At 63.2% G+C, this 20,012-nt stretch carries 20 protein-coding genes and 1 tRNA gene; 14 read left to right on the top strand and 7 right to left on the bottom strand.

Going from position 1 to position 20,012, the window contains the following annotated elements:
* Positions 1-9: 9 nt before the first annotated feature.
* From FVE66_RS00315 to FVE66_RS00340, 6 genes are read left to right on the top strand one after another with little or no spacing between them, the layout of a single operon-like run.
* A complete protein-coding gene (locus tag FVE66_RS00315) occupies positions 10-996 on the top strand; it encodes an NADPH:quinone reductase (RefSeq protein ID WP_151445406.1) in 987 nt (328 codons plus the stop codon).
* A 3-nt stretch (positions 997-999) separates the two neighbouring features.
* Positions 1,000-2,064, top strand: a complete 1,065-nt coding sequence (locus FVE66_RS00320) for a phosphotransferase family protein (RefSeq protein ID WP_151445407.1) — start codon at positions 1,000-1,002, stop codon at positions 2,062-2,064.
* A 24-nt stretch (positions 2,065-2,088) separates the two neighbouring features.
* The gene (locus FVE66_RS00325) at positions 2,089-3,273 is read left to right on the top strand and encodes an acyl-CoA dehydrogenase family protein (protein ID WP_151445408.1); all 1,185 of its coding nucleotides are present in this window, start codon (positions 2,089-2,091) and stop codon (positions 3,271-3,273) included.
* Positions 3,270-4,025, top strand: coding sequence for an SDR family NAD(P)-dependent oxidoreductase (locus tag FVE66_RS00330; protein ID WP_151445409.1), 756 nt, complete (start codon positions 3,270-3,272; stop codon positions 4,023-4,025). The genes FVE66_RS00325 and FVE66_RS00330 overlap by 4 nt, the downstream gene beginning before the upstream one ends.
* Before the next feature lie 48 nt (positions 4,026-4,073).
* Positions 4,074-5,690, top strand: a complete 1,617-nt coding sequence (locus FVE66_RS00335; protein WP_206668695.1) for an acetate--CoA ligase — start codon at positions 4,074-4,076, stop codon at positions 5,688-5,690.
* On the top strand, positions 5,687-6,376 hold the full coding sequence (locus FVE66_RS00340; protein ID WP_151445410.1) for a glutathione S-transferase family protein: 690 nt from the start codon (positions 5,687-5,689) through the stop codon (positions 6,374-6,376). Before FVE66_RS00335 ends, FVE66_RS00340 begins: the two co-directional genes overlap by 4 nt.
* A 176-nt stretch (positions 6,377-6,552) precedes the next feature.
* Here the strand turns inward: FVE66_RS00340 and FVE66_RS00345 are convergent.
* A tRNA-Pro gene (locus tag FVE66_RS00345) sits at positions 6,553-6,629 on the bottom strand.
* Positions 6,630-6,679: 50 nt separating this feature from the next.
* The gene (ispB, locus tag FVE66_RS00350; protein WP_151445411.1) at positions 6,680-7,705 is read right to left on the bottom strand and encodes an octaprenyl diphosphate synthase; all 1,026 of its coding nucleotides are present in this window, start codon (positions 7,703-7,705) and stop codon (positions 6,680-6,682) included.
* Between the two features lie 224 nt (positions 7,706-7,929).
* Here ispB and rplU point away from each other — a divergent pair, with 224 nt between their 5' ends.
* The 4 genes from rplU to proB all read left to right on the top strand — a co-directional run bounded on the left by rplU (position 7,930) and on the right by proB (position 10,978).
* On the top strand, positions 7,930-8,241 hold the full coding sequence (gene rplU / locus FVE66_RS00355; RefSeq protein WP_151445412.1) for a 50S ribosomal protein L21: 312 nt from the start codon (positions 7,930-7,932) through the stop codon (positions 8,239-8,241).
* Between the two features lie 32 nt (positions 8,242-8,273).
* Positions 8,274-8,531: a 50S ribosomal protein L27 gene (rpmA, locus tag FVE66_RS00360; protein WP_151445413.1), complete on the top strand. Its 258-nt coding sequence runs from the start codon at positions 8,274-8,276 to the stop codon at positions 8,529-8,531.
* Positions 8,532-8,608: 77 nt separating this feature from the next.
* Positions 8,609-9,721, top strand: a complete 1,113-nt coding sequence (cgtA, locus tag FVE66_RS00365; protein ID WP_151445414.1) for an Obg family GTPase CgtA — start codon at positions 8,609-8,611, stop codon at positions 9,719-9,721.
* A 138-nt stretch (positions 9,722-9,859) separates the two neighbouring features.
* Positions 9,860-10,978, top strand: a complete 1,119-nt coding sequence (gene proB, locus FVE66_RS00370; protein WP_151445415.1) for a glutamate 5-kinase — start codon at positions 9,860-9,862, stop codon at positions 10,976-10,978.
* A 137-nt stretch (positions 10,979-11,115) separates the two neighbouring features.
* Here proB and FVE66_RS00375 read toward each other — a convergent pair whose 3' ends face one another.
* Both FVE66_RS00375 and FVE66_RS00380 read right to left on the bottom strand, forming a co-directional pair.
* Positions 11,116-11,661, bottom strand: coding sequence for a CNP1-like family protein (locus FVE66_RS00375; RefSeq protein ID WP_151445416.1), 546 nt, complete (start codon positions 11,659-11,661; stop codon positions 11,116-11,118).
* Positions 11,661-12,251 carry an RNA pyrophosphohydrolase gene (locus FVE66_RS00380; RefSeq protein ID WP_241672948.1) on the bottom strand — a complete coding sequence of 197 codons (591 nt, stop codon included), beginning with the start codon at positions 12,249-12,251 and terminating at the stop codon, positions 11,661-11,663. The genes FVE66_RS00375 and FVE66_RS00380 overlap by 1 nt, the downstream gene beginning before the upstream one ends.
* Positions 12,252-12,483: 232 nt before the next feature.
* On the opposite strand from FVE66_RS00380, the gene FVE66_RS00385 reads away from it, so the two are divergent.
* Together FVE66_RS00385 and FVE66_RS00390 are read left to right on the top strand one after the other, a co-directional pair.
* Positions 12,484-14,211, top strand: coding sequence for a proline--tRNA ligase (locus tag FVE66_RS00385; protein WP_151445417.1), 1,728 nt, complete (start codon positions 12,484-12,486; stop codon positions 14,209-14,211).
* Positions 14,211-14,867 carry a lytic transglycosylase domain-containing protein gene (locus tag FVE66_RS00390; RefSeq protein ID WP_151445418.1) on the top strand — a complete coding sequence of 219 codons (657 nt, stop codon included), beginning with the start codon at positions 14,211-14,213 and terminating at the stop codon, positions 14,865-14,867. Before FVE66_RS00385 ends, FVE66_RS00390 begins: the two co-directional genes overlap by 1 nt.
* 22 nt (positions 14,868-14,889) lie before the next feature.
* Here the strand turns inward: FVE66_RS00390 and FVE66_RS00395 are convergent, their stop codons facing one another.
* The 3 genes from FVE66_RS00395 to ffh all read right to left on the bottom strand — a co-directional run bounded on the left by FVE66_RS00395 (position 14,890) and on the right by ffh (position 18,796).
* Positions 14,890-16,596, bottom strand: a complete 1,707-nt coding sequence (locus FVE66_RS00395; RefSeq protein WP_151445419.1) for a cation:proton antiporter domain-containing protein — start codon at positions 16,594-16,596, stop codon at positions 14,890-14,892.
* Positions 16,597-16,798: 202 nt separating this feature from the next.
* The gene (locus FVE66_RS00400) at positions 16,799-17,254 is read right to left on the bottom strand and encodes an SWIB/MDM2 domain-containing protein (RefSeq protein WP_151445420.1); all 456 of its coding nucleotides are present in this window, start codon (positions 17,252-17,254) and stop codon (positions 16,799-16,801) included.
* A 174-nt stretch (positions 17,255-17,428) separates the two neighbouring features.
* Positions 17,429-18,796, bottom strand: coding sequence for a signal recognition particle protein (ffh, locus tag FVE66_RS00405; protein WP_151445421.1), 1,368 nt, complete (start codon positions 18,794-18,796; stop codon positions 17,429-17,431).
* 150 nt (positions 18,797-18,946) lie between these two features.
* Between ffh and FVE66_RS00410 the strand changes: the two genes are divergently transcribed.
* Both FVE66_RS00410 and FVE66_RS00415 read left to right on the top strand, forming a co-directional pair.
* Positions 18,947-19,753 (top strand): cytochrome C assembly family protein, encoded by an 807-nt coding sequence (locus FVE66_RS00410; protein WP_151445422.1) that lies wholly within the window; start codon positions 18,947-18,949, stop codon positions 19,751-19,753.
* Complete coding sequence (locus tag FVE66_RS00415; protein WP_151445423.1) at positions 19,750-20,010, top strand: PP0621 family protein; 261 nt, start codon at positions 19,750-19,752, stop codon at positions 20,008-20,010. Before FVE66_RS00410 ends, FVE66_RS00415 begins: the two co-directional genes overlap by 4 nt.
* The last annotated feature ends 2 nt before the right edge of the window (positions 20,011-20,012 follow it).

The following is a 20,012-nucleotide window of genomic DNA, read 5'->3' on the forward strand; positions in this document are numbered from 1 at the left end:
GAGCAACAGATGAAAGCAGCATGGTATTCCCGCAGTGGCATCGCAAGCGAAGTGCTGGAGGTGGGAGAGCTGCCCACCCCGGAGCCTGGCGCCGGTGAGCTGCGGGTGCGCCTGATGACCTCGGGCGTCAACCCTTCCGACGTCAAGTCGCGCCGGGCCCGGGCACCGGCCTGGGAACGGATCGTGCCGCACAGCGATGGCGCCGGCATCATCGAAGCAGTCGGCAGCGGCGTGCCGGTTGCGCGCCTGGGGGAGCGGGTCTGGATCTGGAACGGCCAGTGGCAGCGGCCGCTCGGTACCGCGGCGGAATTCATCGTGCTGCCGGCAGCGCAGGCAGTGGCCTTGCCGGACAACACGGATTTTGCCGCCGGCGCCTGCCTGGGCATTCCGGCCCTGACGGCATGGCAGGCAGTGCAGTTGCTGGGCGATGTGCGCGGCCAGACGGTGCTGGTGACCGGTGCCGGTTCGGCAGTCGGACTATATGCCGCGCAGATGGCGATGGCGGCCGGCGCCGAGGTGATCGGCACCGCCGGCTCGGCAGCGCGGGCGGCACTGGCGCGCGGCGCTGGCATTACCCGCTTGATCGACTACAAGGCCGAACCGGTGGCGCAGCGGGTCAGGGAAATGACAGGCGGACGTGGCGCCGATGCCGTGATCGACATGGATTTTTCCAGCACCGCCGCGATCGTGGCCGAGGGGGCGCTGCGCTCGCACGGGACCATTGCCTGCTACGGCTCGAACCAGATGGACGCCATTCCGATCCCGTTCCGCCAATTCCTTTATGCATCGGTCAGCCTGCGCTTCTTCCTGGTCTATGACCTGTTGCCGCAGCAGCGGCAGCTCGCGCTGGAAGGTGTTACTCGCTTGCTTGAGCAGGGCTGCTTGCAACACGCGATCGGCGCGCGCTACCCACTGGACCAGATCGTGGCGGCCCACGAGGCCGTCGAAGGCGGCCTGGTGGCTGGCAATGTGGTGCTCGACGTGGCGCGGGACTAGCACGTGAACGAGGCCTTGTTTCATCCACCGGCGCAGCAGATCGCGCAGGACTGGGATGCACTGGCGGCGCACCTGGCCGCGCAGGGCATGGCGCTTGACCTGTCGTCGCCGCCGCGCCAGTTCGCCGGCGGTTTCGGCAACCTGAACTACCTGGTGCGGATCGATGGCGCCGACTGGGTGCTGCGCCGCCCGCCTCCGGGCGACCGGGTTCCCGGCGGCAACGACATGGTGCGAGAATTTGGCATCACCAGCAAGCTGTGGCGCGGTTTCCCGCTGGCGCCGCGCGCGATTCATTGCTGCATGGACGAGGCGGTGCTGGGCGCGCCTTTCCTGATCATGGAATACCGGCCGGGGCTGGTGATCGGCGGGCAGTTGCCGGCGGACCGCGCGCTCAGCCTGGCCGAGCGCGCCACGATCGGCAACACGCTGGTGCAGACGCTGGCGCAACTGCATGCGGTGGACGCGCGCGCGGTCGGGCTGGACAAGCTGGGCAAGCCGGACGGCATGCTTGCGCGCATGGTGGAAGGATGGGAAAAGCGCGCCAACGTCGCCTATGGCGCGGACACGCCGGCCGGCATCGCCCGTACCGCAGCCTGGCTGCGGCAACGCTTGCCGGCGCAACAGCAGGGACCGACCCTGCTGCACAGCGACTTCAAACTGGACAACGTGATCCTTGATCCGGTCACGCTGGCGCCGTGCGCCGTGATCGACTGGGACATGAGCACCCGCGGCGATCCCCTGGTGGACCTGGCGACCCTGCTCAGCTACTGGAGCGAGGCCGGCGATCCACCGGTCATGCAGCAACTGAACCAGATGCCCACGGCCGAGCCCGGCTTTCCGACCCGCGCCGAAGTGGCCGCGATGTACGCGCGCCAGACCGGGCGCGACCTGTCCGGCTTCGGCTTTTACCGCGTGCTGTGCCTGTTCAAGCTGACTGTGGTTTTCATGCAGCTGCATGCGCGTTACAGGCGCGGCGAGATGGTGAATGAACGTTACCGCAGCTTCGGCCCGCTGGCGGCCGGCCTGCTGGATTTCACCGAGGCCAGCGCCTCGGTCAACTTTGATTGAGATATTCCTGAGGAGAACAGCGTGGTGGACTTTGCAATCGATGCGGCCGATGCCGAATTGCGCGACCGGGTGCGCGCCTTTGTCATCGAAAAAATCATTCCTTACGAAAGCGACCCGCGCCTGACCGAGCATGGGCCGACCGATGCGTTACGGGTCGAGCTGAACGGGCTGGCGCGTGCCGCCGGCCTGCTGGCGCCGCATGTTGCCCGGCATTACGGCGGCCTCGGCCTGTCCCATCGGCAGCGTGCGATCGTGTTCGAAGCCGCCGGCTATTCGGCGCTGGGACCGATCGCGCTGCATTGTGCTGCGCCCGATGAAGGCAACATGCACATGCTGGAAGTGGTGGCCAACGAGGAGCAGAAGGAGCGTTACCTGCGTCCGCTGGCGACGGCCCAGGTGCGGTCCTGTTTCGCGATGACCGAGCCGCATCCGGGCGCCGGCTCCGATCCGGGCCAGCTGGCCACGCGCGCCGATCGCGATGGCGATCATTTCGTCATCAATGGCGAGAAATGGCTGATCACCGGCGCCGACGGCGCCGGCTTCATGATCATCATGGCGCGCGCATTCGACGGCGAGCAGGACCTGGGCGCGACCATGTTCTTTTCGCCGCTGCCGGCCGCCGGCATCCGCATCAAGCGCACCATGCATTCGCTCGATTCCAGTTTCACCGGCGGTCATGCGCACGTGATGCTGGAAAACCTGCGCGTGCCGGCCGACGCGGTGCTGGGCGAGATCGGCCAGGGCCTGCGCTATGCCCAGTTGCGGCTGGCGCCGGCGCGGCTTACCCACTGCATGCGCTGGCTGGGAGCGGCCAATCGCGCGCACGACATTGCCACGGCCCACGCCTGCAAGCGCATGGCTTTCGGCAAGCCGTTGATCGAGCATGAAGGGGTCGGTTTCCAACTGGCCGACAACGAACTCGACATGTACGTGTCGCGGTTGACGATACAGGAAGTCGCGTGGCGGCTGGACCAGGGCCAGCATGCGCGCCATGAATCGAGCATGGCCAAGGTGATCGTGTCCGAAGCGCTGTACCGGATCGGCGACCGCTGCGTGCAGGTGCTGGGCGGAATCGGCCTGACCGATGAAACCCAGGTCGAGCGCATCTTCCGCGAGCTGCGCGCATTCCGCATCTATGACGGCCCGTCGGAAGTGCATCGCTGGGCAATCGCCAACCGCCTGGCGCGTCAACAGGGCCGCAAGCCATGAAGCAGTATTTCGACCTCACCGGCAAGATTGCGCTGGTGACCGGCGGCGGGCGTGGCATCGGCCTTGCCATCGCGCGCGGACTGGCCGATTGCGGGGCGCAGGTGATCGTCTCCGGCCGCAACCGGGACCTGCTTGCGCAGGCGCGCGCCGAACTGGGCAAGGACGCCGGCGCCGAGATTGCCGACGTCGCCAGCGAAGAGGCGGTGCTGGCCTTGCGCGACCGGCTGCTTGCCCAGTACGGCCGGATCGACATCCTGGTCAACAATGCCGGCATCGATCCGCACTATGCGTCGATGGAAAAGACTGCCACCGAGGAATGGGAGCAGGTGCTGCGCACCAATCTCGATGGCGTGTTCTATTGCTGCAAGCACCTGGGCGGGCTGATGTTGCCGCAAAAAAGCGGCGCCATCATCAATATCAGTTCGGTCGCGGGCCATGTCGCGCTCAAGCGCCAGGTGCCGTATTGCGCCAGCAAGGGCGGCGTCGAGCAGCTGACCAAGGCGCTGGCCTATGACTGGGCCGAGCATGGGATCCGCGTGAATGCCATCGGTTATGGCTTCATCCGGACCGACCTGACGGCAGCGATGACCGGCCATCAGCACATCGCACCCAAGCTGCTGGCCCGCACTGCCATGGGACGCTTTGGCGAAGTCTCGGAAGTGGCGGGCGCGGCGATCTTCCTGGCATCGCCAGCGGCATCGTACGTGACTGGCCATACCCTGATGGTGGATGGCGGCTGGACAGCCATCTAGTCCAGGCAGTCCAGATAGACGCACAAAATAAAAAAGCAGGGGGCAAGCATGCAACTACCCGAGATGAAGGACTATGACGAATGCGCCAGGAATTTCCGCTGGCAGCTGCCGCCGACCTTCAACTTCGGCGCCGATGTGGTCGACGCCCAGGCCAGGCGAAACGACAAGCTGGCGCTGATCTGGTGCAATGAGACTGGCGAGGAAAGGCGCTTCCTGTTCTCCGACATCAGCCGTCTTTCCAGCCAGCTGGCCAACCTGATGCTGGCCCAGGGTTTGAAGAAGGGCGACCGGGTGCTGGTGGTGCTGCCGCGCATCCCCGAATGGCAGGTGGCGATGGTGGCCTGTTTCAAGGCCGGCCTGATTGCCATTCCCTGCGTCGAAATGCTGACTGCCAAGGACATCGGCTTCCGTGCCGCGCATTCCGGCGCGGTGGCGGCGATCACCACCTCGCCCAACGCCGCCAAGTTCGACGCTTGCGATGGCGTGCGCACCAGGATACTGGTCGATGGCGAGGCGCCCGGCTGGCTGCCGTATGCATTGGCAGCGCAGCAGCCGGCGCAGTTCGAATGCGCGACCATGGCCATCGACGAGCCGGCGCTGATGTTCTACACATCCGGATCGACCGGCAATCCGAAGGGAGTGCTGCATGCAGCGCGCGGCCTGTACACCTGGCGGCTGTCAGGCGCCTACTGGGAAACCTTTGGCGAAAACGATGTTACCTGGTGCACCGCCGACACCGGCTGGGCCAAGGCCGGCACCGGCATCCTGATTGCACCGTGGAGTTTCGGCACCACGGTCGTGTTCTACCACGGCAGGTTCGATCCGGCCCAGCGACTGGCGCTGTTGCAGCGGCACAAGGTCAGCATTTTTTGCGCGCCGGCGACCGAGTTTCGCCACCTGGTCAATGCGCCGGTGCAGGACTACGACTTGTCGGCATTGCGGTTGTGCGTGTCGGCCGGCGAATCGGTCAATCCGGAAGTGGTCGGACGCTGGCGCCAGCTGGCCGGCGTGCAGCTGCTGGATGGCTATGGCCAGACCGAGACCCTGATGACGATCCTGAATTACCCGCCGATGCCGGTCAAGGCTGGCTCGATGGGCAAGCCGCTGCCGGGCTGCGAATTCGTGCTGCTGGATCCGGACCTGCGCAAACTCGGCGACCTGGAGCCCGGGCAGTTCGCGCTGAAGCTGCCCCATCCGCAATTCATGCTCGGCTACTGGAACGATCCGGAGCGCACCGCGCAGGCCACGGTGGAAGTCGATGGCGAAAGATACTGGCTGACCGGCGACCTCGGCTATCGCGACGCCGACGGTTACCTGTTCTACACCGGACGCGACGATGACATCATCAGCTCTGCCGGCTATCGCATCGGGCCGACCGAAGTCGAGAACGCGTTGATCGAGCACGCCGCCGTGCTGGAAAGCGCCGTCGTCGCCAGCCCCGATCCCGAGCGCGGGGAGGTGGTCAAGGCCTTCGTTGTGCTGCGTTCCGGCTACCAGGGATCAGACGACCTGGTGAAGCAATTGCAGGAGCATGTGCGCCAGGTCACCGCGCCATACAAATATCCGCGCCGCATCGAGTTCGTCGAAAGCCTGCCCAAGAATCCATCCGGCAAGCTGTTGCGGCGGGTGTTGCGCGACCAGGAATACGGGCGAGCGACACCATGATCACGCTGCATTACTGGCCCACGCCCAATGGCTGGAAGGTTGCCATCATGCTGGAGGAGTGCGGCCTGCCCTATACGGTCAAGGCGGTCGACATCGCGCGCGGCGACCAGTTCGCCCCCGACTTCCTGGCAATCAGCCCGAATGGCCGCATTCCGGCAATCACCGACGACGACGCCCCCGGCGGACCGCTGTCACTGTTCGAATCGGGCGCGATACTGGAATACCTGGCGACGAAATCTGGCCAGCTGCTGCCGGCCGATCTTCATGGCCGCTTCAATGTGCTCCAATGGCTTTACTGGCAGGTCGGCGGCCTGGGCCCGATGGCTGGGCAGCTCAGTCATTTCGTCAACTACGCGCCGGAGCCGATGCCGTATCCGCTGGCGCGTTATCGGCGCGAATACGACCGTTTGCTGGGCGTGCTCGATCGCCAGCTGAAGGATCGCGAATGGCTGGCCGGCGACTATTCGATTGCCGACATCGCCAGCTGGCCGTGGCTGGTGCCTTACAGGCGCTTTGGCCAGTCGCTGGAACACTTGCCGCATGTACGGCGCTGGCACGAGGCGATGAAAAGCCGGCCGGCGGTACAGCGCGGCATGGCCCTGGGCAAGGAATGGCAGCGCAGCGGGCCGCTGGATGAGCGGGCACGCACGGCATTGTTTGGCGAGGGTGGCACGGCAGGGAAGTGATGTGATCCGCGGATTCATCGCGAACTAAGGAAGTAGAAACGAGGCAGCAGAAACGAGGCAGCAGAAACGAAAACAGCACCTCGGTGGGTGCTGTTGCGGCGCAACCGGGGTTGCTGATTCTTGTTTGATTCTGGCCTGTCAAAACATGGCCTGTCAGGTCTTTGACCAGGAAATCCTGGTCGGGGTGAGAGGATTCGAACCTCCGGCCTCTACGTCCCGAACGTAGCGCTCTACCAGGCTAAGCTACACCCCGATGCCGACAGTAATTACCGAACCTTCAGCATGACAGGAATGTCGATCACGCTAGTGGTTTCGGCTTACCGCGAAAGCCGATAATTGTAGCAAAGAATCCTTGAAATCGCTATCCGCCAGGGACGAAATTGCAGCGGCGGCGTCATGCGCTGCCTGCTCTGCTTTCTGCCTGGTGTACTCGATTGCGCCGGAGCTTGTGATTGCTGCAAGAATCTCGTCGAAATGCTGTTCGTCGCCATTCTCGATACAGCTGCGCACCAGTGCCCGCTGATGCTCGCTGCCGTTGCGCATGAGATGGATCAGCGGCAGCGTCGGCTTGCCTTCGCGCAGGTCGTCGCCGACATTCTTGCCGATGTCGGCGGCATTGCCGGTGTAGTCGAGGGCGTCGTCGATCAGCTGGAAGGCGGTACCGAGCGAGGCGCCGTAATGCGCCGCAGCCTGCACCTGGTCGTCGCTGGCGCCGGCGATGATGGCGCCGATCTCCGCCGCCGCCTCGAACAGCTTGGCGGTCTTGGAGCGGATCACCTGTACATAGCGCTCTTCGCTGACCTCGGGATCATGCATGTTCAGCAACTGCAGCACTTCGCCTTCGGCGATGACGTTGGTGGCGTCGGCCAGGATGCGCATTATCCGCATGCTGCCAATGTCGACCATCAACTGGAAGGCGCGCGAGTACAGGAAGTCGCCGACCAGCACCGAGGCGGCATTGCCGAACAGGGCGTTGGCGGTCTGGCGGCCGCGCCGCATCGAAGATTCGTCGACGACGTCGTCGTGCAGCAGGGTCGCGGTGTGGATGAATTCGACGATCGCTGCCAGCTGGTGATGATGCTCGCCACGGTAGCCGTGGGCATTCGCCACCATCAGCACCAGCGCCGGGCGGATGCGCTTGCCACCGGCGCCGATGATGTACTCGGCAATCTGGTTGACCAGCACCACATCGGAATGCAGTTGGGTGCGGATCACGCCGTTGACGGCGTTCATGTCCGCTTCGATCGGGGCGTTGATTGCTTGGGAGGTGAGCCTGGCTGTCGGCGCTGACAAGATAAAACCTGTTGCGGAATCTGGAGGTGGCCGCATTATACGCTTGCCAGCCGGACATCGTATGGGTGCTTGTCACGCCCGGTGCCTGCCGGTGCCGGGTTCCTGGTCTGTAGAAGGGTTTTGACCGGCTCCCTAAGTGCATGTATAATTTGGGGTTTTCCCGATTCCGCACGTTCGTTTCCCTGTGTTTTGCTTGTTTATTGGGGGCGTATTCGGGCGGGAGGAAAAAAGTCCCCCATTCATACTCGATGAGGTTTCACATGTACGCGGTCATAAAAACCGGCGGCAAGCAATACAAAGTTGCTGCTGGCGAAAAATTCAAAGTAGAACAGATACCGGCAGACATTGGATCCGAAATCACTCTTGACCAGGTGCTCGCAGTGGGCGCCGGTGACAGCCTGAAGTTCGGCTCGCCGTTGGTTGAGGGTGCCAAGGTCCTGGCTACGGTTCTGGCGCACGGGCGCCATGACAAGGTGAAGATTTTCAAGATGCGTCGCCGCAAGCACTATCAAAAGCGCCAAGGCCATCGCCAGAACTACACCGAACTGCAGATCGTTTCGATCAACGCGTAAGCGGATCGAAACAGTAACCAAGGAGTCTACAAATGGCACACAAAAAAGGCGGCGGCACTACGCGCAACGGACGTGATTCCGAGTCGAAACGACTGGGCGTCAAGGTATATGGCGGCCAGGTAATCAACGCCGGCGGCATCATCATTCGTCAACGCGGTACCCGTGTTCACGCTGGCGAAAACGTCGGCATGGGCAAGGATCACACCCTGTTCGCGCTGGTGGACGGCAAGGTCCAGTTTCTGGTCAAGGGCCCGACGCAGCGTCAACTGGTGACGGTCGTTCCGGCCTGATCATTGCTCAAGGGCGCAAGCCTTACAGCAAAAGGCTCTGCCGGCGGTAGGGCCTTTTTTTATTTTTGGCGGCTGACATGAAGTTTATAGACGAAGCAAGAATCGAAGTGGTTGCTGGCGATGGCGGCAACGGCGTCGCCTCGTTTTGCCGGGAAAAATTCCGCCCGTTCGGCGGTCCCGATGGCGGCGATGGCGGTCGTGGCGGCAGCATTCGCGCGGTCGCGGACCGCAACGTCAATACGCTCGTCGATTACCGCTTCGCCCGCCTGCACAAGGCCCGCAATGGCGAGAACGGCCGTGGCGCAGACTGCTACGGCAAGGGCGCGGACGACGTGATCCTGCGCATGCCGGTTGGCACGCTGATCATTGATGAAGTCAGTGGCGAGGTGATCGCCGACCTGACCGAACACGGCCAGGAAGCCCTGCTTGCCCGTGGCGGCGAAGGCGGATGGGGCAACATCCATTTCAAGACATCGACCAACCGCGCACCGCGCCAGAAGTCCGACGGCAAGGAAGGCGAACGGCGCGAACTGCGGCTGGAGCTGAAAGTGCTGGCCGACGTCGGTTTGCTGGGCATGCCCAACGCCGGCAAGTCGACCTTCATTTCCGCCGTGTCCAACGCGCGCCCGAAGATTGCGGACTATCCGTTTACAACCCTTCATCCGAACCTCGGCGTGGTGCGTGTCAGCCACGAAAAGAGCTTCGTCATTGCCGATATTCCGGGCCTGATCGAAGGTGCGGCCGAGGGAGCGGGACTGGGGATACAGTTCCTGCGCCACCTGCAGCGTACGAGCCTGCTGTTGCACATCGTCGACCTGGCACCGTTCGACGCCAACGTCGATCCGGTCAAGGATGCGAAGGCGCTGGTGCAAGAGCTGCGGAAATACGACGAGTCGCTGTATCAGAAGCCGCGCTGGCTGGTGCTGAACAAGGTCGACGTGATTCCGGAGGCGGATCGTGCCAAGCTGGTCAAGGATTTCAAGAAGCGGTTCGGCTGGAAAGGGCCTGTGTTCGAAATTTCCGCGCTGACCCGCGAAGGCTGTCAGGAACTGGTGATGGAGATCTACAATCACATCGCAGCCAAGCGCGAGCAGGAGCAGCGGCAGGTCCAGACTCCGGGAATGGCGGAGGACGCGCGCGTCATCTCCTCCATCGATCCGGACGACCCTCGCTTCAAGTCGGTCGAATGAGGGCAGGGGCCGGGCGCCAGCGTGCGTGCCGGCAGCAAGCAGTGACACTGGGGCGGTGACGCAGCGGCATTGATCCGGGGCAGTAACCCGGAGCAGTAACCCGGGGACGGCCCTGCAGGCAGGCAGACAGACATCAATATGAAATCGGTAATCCAAGAGGCGCGGCGCCTGGTCGTCAAAGTCGGTTCTTCGCTGGTCACCAATGACGGCAAGGGCCTCGACAGCACGGCAATCGCGCGCTGGGCGGCCCAGATCGCGGAACTGCGCGCTGCGGGGAAGGAAGTCGTGCTGGTCAGTTCGGGTGCGATTGCCGAAGGCATGCAGCGCCTGGGATTCGAGCGGCGTCCGGCCGGCATCCATGAACTGCAGGCCTGTGCCGCTGTCGGCCAGATGGGGCTGGCGCAAATTTACGAGACCAGCTTCAGGACCCATGACATCCGCACCGCGCAGGTATTGCTGACGCATGCCGACCTGGCCGATCGGGAGCGTTACCTGAATGCGCGCTCGACGCTGTTCACGCTGCTCAAGCTCGGCGTCGTCCCCATCATCAACGAAAACGACACGGTGGTCACCGATGAAATCAAGTTCGGCGACAACGACACCCTGGGTGCGCTGGTCACCAACCTGATCGAGGGCGATGCCCTGGTCATCCTGACTGACCAGCGCGGGCTCTACACCGCCGATCCGCGCAAGGATCCCGATGCGCAGTTCGTGCACGAGGCAGCCGCGGGCGACACTTCGCTGGAGGCGATGGCGGGTGGCGCCGGAACCGGCATCGGACGCGGCGGCATGCTGACCAAGATTCTCGCCGCCAAGCGCGCCTCCACCTCGGGTGCGCATACGGTCATTGCGTGGGGCAGGGAAGACAATGTCCTGACCCGGCTGGCAGCAGGCGAAGCAATTGGTACCCAGCTCACCGCGCAGACGGCGCAACTGACGGCGCGCAAGCAGTGGATGGCTGATCATCTGCAGACGGCCGGGCAGGTGGTGCTGGATGCTGGCGCCGTGAAAAAGCTGACCGACGAAGGAAAGTCGTTGTTGCCGATTGGCGTGACAGAAGTGAAGGGCGCATTCGGCCGCGGTGACGTCATCACCTGCGTTGACGATGGCGGCCGCCCGGTTGCCCGCGGCATCTCGAACTATTCCAGTTCGGACGCGCGTCGCATCCTGCGCCGGCCATCGTCGGAAATCCTGCAGATACTCGGCTACGAAGAAGAGCCGGAGTTGATACATCGGGACAACCTGGTATTGCTTTGACGGGATGACGATGCCTTCGATTGAAGGCATCGGGAGGTCAGGTTACGCTTGGCTGCCCCGGCCTGCCATCTTGCGATTGTCTCCCGGGCAAACCGACGAGACGCGCCGCTTGCGCTCGCAAATCCGTTTACTTTCCGCTAATACTGTATCCGCGGATTCAATACCCGGTTTTCCCTGATTCGTTTCACGATCTCGGGGACGGTGCCGACCTGGACCAATCCCTCGCAGAAGAAATCGAGCGCCAGCGTGTCCTGGTAGCCGTTCCTGGCGCCGCGTACGATGCGCTCCCAGTTCTTGCGGCGCGCGGGCGCCCAGGTGCCGTCCTTGTGTCCGTATGCATACACCTTGGCTTCGAAGGCTGCACAGCGTATGCCTTCGTGACTGATGGTGGTGGCGCCGGCAGGGCTGGTGCCGACGATGGTATAGCGAACCACGCCGTCCGACCCGATTGTGATCGATTTCGAATCGACCGCAAAGCGGTGGGTAGCGGCCGCCTCGACCTGGAGCTTCAGCAGGTTGGCAGGGTCCGGCAGGGCAGGCAGCTGGACTTCTGCTTCCTGCCACGGCCCTTTATCCGCCTCGTCCTCGAACGCATACCGGGTCTGGCCCTGCGCGGAGCATGACGCCAGGGAGCAGCACAGCAGAATCGCTGCGGCAGGCCGCAGCGGAATGTTGAAACGCATTACTTGGTTCCCGTCCCGGTGGTATCCGGCTCGTCAATCGAGATGATCCTGCCGCCTGTAGCCTGGCGCAGGTAACGCGGCCCATGGCTCGTGGTGGCGCGCTGCACGCCCGGTGCCGGGCGCGTCAGGAAGCGTGACAGTTCCTGCAGTGCACGCTGGTAGACGTCACGCTTGAATTCGATCACCACGTCCAGCGGCACCCAATAGTCATGCCAGCGCCATGCGTCAAATTCGGGGTGTTCGGTCATCCTCAGGTTGACGTCGCAATCGCGACCGGTCATGCGCAGCAGGAACCAGATCTGTTTCTGGCCCTTGTAGTGTCCGCGAATCTCGCGCCGGATGAAATGATCGGGAACCTCGTAACGGAGCCAGTCGCGCGTGCGTCCGATGATCCGGACGTGTTCAGTACGCAAGCCAATTTCTTCCTCGAGCTCGCGATACATCGCCTGTTCTGGCGTTTCCCCGTACTTGATCCCGCCTTGTGGAAATTGCCACGAGTGCTCGCGCACCCGCTTTCCCCACCAGACTTCGTTCTGCGTGTTAAGCAGAATGATGCCGACGTTCGGGCGGTAGCCTTCACGATCCAGCATAGTGCACCTCAGCTTTTCTGCCACCCGCTACACCGTCAGACTGGCACGTAATCGTACATGAACCTGCACAAGCGTACGTTACCGGTCACGGCACAGGCGTCATGTCCTCTTCATTTCCCCATGCAGGAAACCGGGTCATTTGTCGTAAGTGCAAACATCGGGTGCGGCGGGCAGCGAATCCTTTAAAATTGAGTCGATTATAACCCCCTCTTTTTAAAAAGAATTCACCGTCATGCGTGCCTCCCGTTTTTTTGTATCCACCCTTAAAGAAGCCCCATCCGATGCCGAGATCGTCAGCCACAAGCTGATGATGCGCGCCGGCATGATCAAGCGCGTGGGGTCGGGTATCTACAGCTATATGCCAATGGGCATGCGCGTGATTCGCAAGGTCGAGGCTATCGTGCGCGAGGAAATGAACCGCAGCGGCGCGGTCGAACTGGCGATGCCGCTGGTCCAGCCGGCCGAACTGTGGCAGGAGACCGGACGCTGGGACAAGATGGGTCCCGAGATGATGCGCGTCAAGGACCGCCATGGCCGCGAGTACGCGATCCAGCCGACCTCGGAAGAAGTGATCACCGACATCGCGCGCTCCGAGATCAAGTCATACCGGCAACTGCCGGTGAACTTCTACCAGATCCAGAACAAGTTCCGCGACGAGCGCCGGCCCCGTTTCGGCCTGATGCGCGGGCGCGAGTTCCTCATGAAGGACGCTTATTCCTTCGACCGCGATGTCGAGGGCATGCAGGTGTCCTACCAGGCCATGTACGACGCCTATGTGCGCATTTTCAGGCGCTTCGGGCTGCAGTTTCGTGCGGTGGCCGCTGACACCGGTGCGATCGGCGGTTCGGCCTCGCATGAGTTCCACGTGATTGCGGATACCGGCGAGGACGCGCTGGTATACAGCCATGAATCCGACTACGCCGCCAACGTCGAGGCGGCAGAGGCGCTGGCCCCGAAAGAGCCGCGCGGTCCGGCATCGCAGCCGCTGACCAAGGTCGCCACGCCCGGCAAGGAGCGTTGCGAGGACGTCGCCGCCTTCCTCGGCCTGCCGCTGACGCAATCCGTGAAGTCGGTGGTACTGACGGTCGAGGGCGAAACCGAGGCCGACAAGCAACTCTGGCTGCTGCTGTTGCGCGGCGATCATGAACTGAACGAAGTAAAAGCATCCAAGATCGAGGGCTTGTCCACGTATCGCTTTGCCAGCCCATCGGAGATCAATGAATGGTTCGGCAGCCCTCCCGGCTACCTGGGCCCGATCGGCACGGCACGCCCTGTGCGCGTGATTGCGGACCGGACTGTCGCGGCGATGAGCGATTTCGTCTGCGGCGCCAATGATGCCGGCTTCCACTACACCGGCGCCAACTGGGGGCGTGACTTGCCCGAGCCGCAGGTGGAGGACATCCGCAACGTGGTGGCGGGCGATCCGTCGCCGGACGGTCGCGGCACGCTTGCGATCCAGCGCGGGATCGAGGTCGGCCACGTGTTCCAGCTCGGCGACCGCTATTCAAAAGACATGAAGGCGACCTATCTCGACGTCAACGGCAAGCCGCAAACGATGCAGATGGGTTGCTACGGCATCGGCGTGACGCGCATCCTGGGCGCTGCAATCGAGCAGAACTATGACGCCAAGGGCATCGTCTGGCCGGTATCGATTGCGCCGTTCGAGGTGGTGCTGTGCCCCATGGGTTACGACCGCAGCGAGGCAGTCAAGGCCGAGACCGACCGCCTGTACCGGGACCTGACCGATGCCGGCATCGACGTCATTCTCGATGACCGCGGCGAGCGCCCGGGCGCGATGTTTGCGGACTGGGAGCTGATCGGCGTGCCGCACCGCGTGGTGATCGGCGATCGCGGACTCAAGGACGGCGCTCTCGAGTACCAGGGGCGGCGCGATGCCAGCGCCACCCCGGTCGGGCTCGCGGAAATGACCGACTTCCTGCGCGACAAGCTGGCTTCGTGATGGCGGTAGGCGTACGGCAGGGATGGATCCGGTGGTGCGTGCTGCTTGCCGCCGGACTGGTGCCCGTGCTGTGCGCGTTTGCCGGCAACCAGAAAGAGGAGGCGCTTGCCGACGGCGTGCGGGTCGCGCTGTCGCACGCGATTACCGATGCCCGGCCTCCCCAGCACCGGCATGACGATATAGCGCTTCGGATCCGCTACCTTGCTTGGCTGGGGGAGATGTCGGATCGCCTGCGCAAGCGGATACCGGAACGGCAGGTCCGTGTCGAATTGCTGGAGGCGGTCTGGTACGAGTCCACCCGGGCCGGCCTGGAGCCAGAGCTGGTCCTCGGGCTGATGCAGGTCGAGTCGGCGTTCCGCAAATACGCCGTGTCGGGGGCGGGCGCGCGCGGCTACATGCAGGTAATGCCATTCTGGACCAGGGTCATCGGCGATGGCGACCCGCGCAAGCTATTCCACATGCAGACCAACCTGCGCTACGGCTGCTCGATCCTGCGCATGTACATCGACATGGAGCGCGGCAACCTGTTCCTGGCGCTTGGCCGCTACAACGGCAGCCGCGGCCGGCCGGAATATCCGAATGCCGTGCTCGCGGCATGGAAGCGCTGGCAGCTGCACCCGGCAGCCTCCGCCGCCGTGTCACGTCCTGCGTCCTGAACGGAGCGGGGCCGCTCCAGGCTCAGTGCGGTGCCGATTCGCCCTGTTTCGCGAGCCGGGCAATCACATACCGGAACATGCTGTCGGCGAGCTCCTGTTCGCCAATGAAGACCTTGGCGGCTTGGTCCTTTCGCAGCAGGTCCGCTTCGCTTTCGCTATGACTCCTGACCAGGATTGCGATACCGGGATTGAGAGCCCGCGCCGTTTCAATCATGGTTCGCACTCCGAACGTATCCGGCGTTGCCACTGCCAGCACGGCCGCCCGCGCAATGTGCGCCTGGATCAGCACCGCCGGTTCGGCGGCATCGCCGGCGACCGCCGGCACATTGCGCTGGCGTAGCTGTTCGACCAGGTCGCGATTCTGTTCAACCACGACAAAATGCGCGCCGACGCTGTCGAGATCGCGCGCTATGCGGCGTCCGACGCGGCCGTAGCCCACCAGTACCACCTGGCCGCTCAGCTTCGACAAATCCGTTGTCAGGGGTAGTTCAGCCAGCGGATCGTCCGGCCGTTCCAGCTTGCGTGCAAGCTCGGACCTGGAGCGGATCCAGGCACTGATTGGCTCGACCGCAGTGAACACCAGCGGATTGAGCGCAATTGAAATGATCGCGCCCGCCAGGATGTAATTCTGCCCCTCGGTCGGAAGCAGGCCCAGCGACACGCCCAGCCCGGCCAGGATGAATGAGAACTCGCCGATTTGCGCCAGGCTGGCCGAAACCGTCAGCGCCGTGCTCACCGGATAGCGCAGCAGCAGCACCAGCATGAACGCAGCCAGCGATTTTCCGATCACGATCACCGCCACCACGGCCAGCACATGCCACGGGCTTTGCAGCAGGATCTGCGGCTCGAACAGCATGCCGACCGACACGAAGAACAATACCGAAAAGGCGTCGCGCAGCGGCAGCGACTCTTCTGCCGCCCGATGGCTCAGTTCGGATTCCCTGAGCACCATCCCGGCGAAGAATGCCCCAAGCGCAAACGATACGCCGAACACGTTGGAGGATACGTAAGCAATCCCCACGGCTGCCGCGATCACGCACAGGGTGAAAAGTTCGCGGGAGCCGGTCTGCGCCACGCGCCACAGCAGCCACGGGAAAAGCTTGCGGCCGACGACCAGCATGAAGACGACAAAAGCGGTGAACTGCCCAAGCGTGATGGCAATCGTCTTCCAGAGGGCGTCGCCGGCCTGTTGCCCGCTGCCGCCGAGGTAGGCAGACAATGGCGGCAACAGCACCAGCACCAGGACGGTGACCAGGTCCTCGACCACCAGCCAGCCCACTGCGATCTGCCCGTTGATCGAGTCGAGGATGCCGCGGTCTTCCAGCGCGCGCAGCAAGACGACCGTGCTCGCCACCGACAGGGCCAGTCCGAACACCAGTCCGGCTCCGAAATTCCATCCCCACAGGTGGGCCAGTCCGACACCCATTGCGGTGGCAACGGTGATCTGCAGCATCGCGCCGGGCAGGGCAATTTTTTTTACCTTGAGCAGGTCATCGACCGAGAAATGCAGGCCCACGCCGAACATCAGCAGCATGACCCCCAGTTCGGCCAGTTGCGCAGATAACTTTACGTCGGCGACGAAACCGGGAGTGGCCGGGCCGATCAGGATGCCGGCCGCCAGATACCCGACCAGCGCCGGCAGCTTCAATCGTACGGCCACCATGCCGAAGATCAGCCCGAAACCGAGGGCGGCGGCAATGGTCGAGATGAGGCTGACGTCGTGGTGCATGCGGCAAGGATCCTGTGGATGTGAGAGGGATGGGCGAAAGGCCGATTGTACAGACGCGACCCATTCCTGACTTGATTGTCAGCTTCAGTAATGCGGGATTCCAGGGGGTTGGAGGCGAGGGGCGGAGGAGATTGGCAGAACCGGCGCAGAAACAAAAACGCCCGCGTGAGCGGGCGTTTTTGTTTGGCACCTGGAAAGAAGTTTATTTCAAGTGGCCGGCGATGAGTTTCGTCATCTCGAACATGGACACCTGCTTCTTGCCGCCAAAGACAGCTTTCAGCTTTTCGTCTGCGTTGATGTTGCGCTTGTTGGCTTCATCTTGCAGCTTGTTTTTCTTGATGTAGTCCCAGACCTTCTTGGTGACTTCGGTACGCGGCAACGGGCTTGCGCCAACCACTGCCGAGAGCGCGCTCGAAGGGGTCAGGGGCTTCATGAATGCTGCGTTAGGCTTGCGGGGAGTGGCTGCCTTTTTCGGGGCGGCGACTTTCTTTGCTGCGACCTTCTTTGCTGCTGGCTTTGCTGCGACTTTCTTTGCTGCTACCGGCTTTGCTGCTGCCTTCTTTGCTGCAGGTTTCGCTGCAGGCTTCACGGCGGCTTTCTTTGCTGCCGGTTTCTTCGCGGCTGCTGTCTTGCTGGCCGCTTTCTTGGCTGTTGCCATCTTCGAACCTCCTTCACAAAAGTTTGGGAAAATGCGCCAATAAACGCACCGCTAATAGTGGTAGGCTTTTAGCAGCTATGCAAGCGATTTTTGCAATTTTCCCCCTCTGTGGCCCCCTATGTACGCACTGGGGCCACAGAGTGGAGCCGTCCGTGACGGCGGCAAAGCCTCCCGCTAGCGCATGCCGGGCATCATGCCCTTCATCCCGCGCATCATTTTCATCAGTCCGCCGCCCTTGAGCTTCTTCATCATCGACTGCATCTGGTCGAACTGGGCCAGCATGCGATTGACTTCCTGCACCTGGACGCCGGCGCCGGTGGCGATGCGGCGCTTGCGGGAAGCCTTGATCAGGTCCGGCTTGCTGCGTTCCTGGGCGGTCATCGAATTGATGATCCCTTCCATGCGGCGCACCTGCTTTTCGGCCTGGTTCATGTTGGTGCCGCTCGCCGCTTGCTGGAACTGCGCTGGCAGCTTGTCCACCAGGCCGCTCAGCCCGCCCATGTTCTTCATCTGGGAAAGCTGCGCCTTGAAGTCGTTCAGGTCGAACTTGCCGCCACCCTTGATCTTTTGGGCCAGTTCCTGCGCAGCGGCCACGTCCACGCCCTTGCGGGCTTCTTCGACCAGGGCGAGGATGTCGCCCATGCCGAGGATCCGGCCTGCCATGCGCGCCGGGTCGAATGCTTCCAGTCCGTCCAGCTTTTCGGCGACACCGGCGAATTTGATCGGCTTGCCGGTCACGTGGCGCACCGACAGGGCGGCGCCGCCGCGGGCGTCGCCATCGAGCTTGGTCAGCACGATGCCGGTCAGCGGCAGCGCGTCGTTGAAGGCCTTGGCGGTGTTGATCGCGTCCTGTCCCAGCATGGCGTCGACCACGAACAGGGTTTCGATCGGATTGACGGCGGCGTGCAGTTCGCTGATCTCGCGCATCATCGCCTCGTCGATGCCGAGCCGGCCGGCAGTGTCAATGATGACGACGTCGTTGTAGTGACGTTTGGCGAAGTCGATTGCCTTGCGCGCGATGTCGACTGGTTTTTCAGTTGGCAGCGACGGGAAGAAATCGGCGCCCGCCTGCGCGGTCACGGTCTCCAGTTGGCCGATGGCGGCCGGCCGGTAGACGTCGGTGGAGACGGTCAGCACCTTCTTCTTTTTCTGCTCGCGCAGGTACTTGGCCAGCTTGCCGACGGTGGTGGTCTTGCCGGCGCCCTGCAGGCCAGCCATCAGGATGATTGCCGGCGGCTGGGTTGCGAAGTTGAGTTGCGAGGCTTCCGGTCCGAGGTCGCCACCCATCAGGGCGGCCAGTTCGTCCTGGACCACGCCCACCAGTGCCTGTCCGGGGGTCAGCGAGCCGATCACCGACTCGCCCATCGCTTTTTCCTTCACGCGGGCAATGAATTCACGGACGGCGGGCAGTGCGACGTCGGCCTCCAGCAGGGCCAGCCGTACTTCGCGCAGCATCTCGGCGGTATTCGATTCGGTCAGGCGGGCTTCGCCGCGCATGGTCTTGACGACCTTGGCCAGCCTTTGTGTCAGATTGTCCAGCATTGGATTGGTCCCGGTTCTTGCGAGATAGGAGGACCGCGCATCAGGTGCGGCAGCGCAGTCGCGGAGAAGGGGCAATTCTAACCGATGCACCGGCTCCCGGAGCGAGTCCTGCTGACCAATGCTGCAAGGCACATGGTGTAGACTTGAGCCATGCCAAACGTCTTCGTTTTCCTTGCCGCGCTGTTGTATGCGCTCTGTGCATTCTTGCCACTTTCGCAGCGCCGGCTGGTTTCGGCCGGGGCCATGCTCGGCTGGCTGCTGCACGCAGTCGCGCTTTGTTCAGAGGCGCTGCCAGCTGGCGGGTTGCGGCTCGGCTTCGCCACAGTGTTGTCCGCAACGATCTGGATTTCGGTGGGCGCCTGGTGGTTCGAGAACCGCAACATGACGCTCGACGGCCTGCGGGTGCTGGTGTTGCCGTGCGCCGCCATTGCCGTCGCGCTGCCGGCAATATTCCCCGGCACGGTGGTGCCGCTGGCCGGCAAGTCCGTGCTGTTTTCCTGGCATATAGCGATCGCCATGCTGGCCTATTCCACGCTGACCATCGCCGCCTTCCACGCGGTGCTGATGGCGCTCCAGGAGTCGCGCCTGCATCACAGGGGGGCTCCGCAGGGCGGCTGGTTTGGCGCCGCAATCGACCGCCTGCCGGCGCTCCTGACCATGGAAAAGTTGTTGTTTCGCCTGATCGCTTTCGGCTTCGGGCTGCTGACGCTGACTGTGTTGTCCGGCGTGCTTTTCTCCGAGCAGCTGTTTGGCAAGCCGTTCCGGATCGATCACAAGACCGTGTTCACCATGCTGTCGTGGCTGTTGTTCGGCGCTTTGCTCGCCGGACGGCACTTGAAAGGCTGGCGCGGCAAGACCGCGCTGTCCTTCACCCTGTCAGGTTTCGCCACCCTGTTGCTGGCATACGTCGGCAGCCGTTTCGTGCTGGAAGTCGTGCTGCAAAGGGGCGTGGCATGAAGCTGCTGTTGTGGGCCGTCGCCGGATTCCTGCTGGTGATGTGGTACTTGCACGTGAAGAAATCAAATCAGCGATCCCGCCATCGGGATGGACCTGCCGGCGGCAGCCAGCCGACCCCCGATGCCGCGGCGTCGCCGGAAAAAATGCTCCGTTGCGCGCATTGCGGCTTGCACATACCGTCATCGGAAGCGGTGACGGCAGACGACGGCCGGCTTGCCTATTGCAGCGATGAGCATCGTCTTCGCCATCGCGGCTGAAG

It is taken from the genome of Lacisediminimonas profundi (assembly GCF_008831265.1).
Classification (GTDB): Bacteria; Pseudomonadota; Gammaproteobacteria; order Burkholderiales; family Burkholderiaceae_D; genus Lacisediminimonas; species Lacisediminimonas profundi.